At 24.4% G+C, this 508-nt stretch carries 1 protein-coding gene; it reads right to left on the bottom strand.

Features of this window, described 5'->3' with window-relative positions; all coding sequences use genetic code 11:
* Nucleotides 1-508, bottom strand: a 508-nt coding sequence (locus CD152_RS12015; RefSeq protein WP_205757052.1) for a hypothetical protein, incomplete at both ends; no start/stop codon positions are given.

The following is a 508-nucleotide window of genomic DNA, read 5'->3' as shown; positions in this document are numbered from 1 at the left end:
GCAGAGTAATTATTTCTTATGTTAATTAAATTTTGTTTAATTTTATTTAAATCGTCAAGCATAGGTATATAGAATGTATTTCTCAAAGTTTGTAATTTATCGGACATTTCTTTTGGTATGTCATTATTGAATATAGAATATAGTTTTTTGAAAACATCTCCATGATAATAATCAATCATAAATAAATCTCTAAAATATGCTTGAGAGTCTTTGTACAGTTTTATGTAATCATCAGGTTTAACATTTACGTTTAAGGACTGTTTATTTAAAGTGACATACCTACCGAGAATATTAGGCATTTGATTAAGCGTATTATATTCTTTTTCTTCTTCAAAAAGCCCGTCATTAAAATTAAAGCTTTTAATAAAACTAAAATCATAAATAATATCTATATTTTTTATTTCTTTGTTTTCAAGGACTTTTTTAATAATGGCACTACTATTTGAGTGTTTTTTTAATAACTCTGTATCTTTTTCTTTCAATTTTTCAATAACAGCCCGTCCACTAT

Origin of the sequence: Macrococcoides caseolyticum (genome assembly GCF_002902665.1) — a bacterium.
Lineage (GTDB): Bacteria > Bacillota > Bacilli > Staphylococcales > Staphylococcaceae > Macrococcoides > Macrococcoides caseolyticum.
This window is presented reverse-complemented; position numbering and strand designations above follow the sequence as displayed.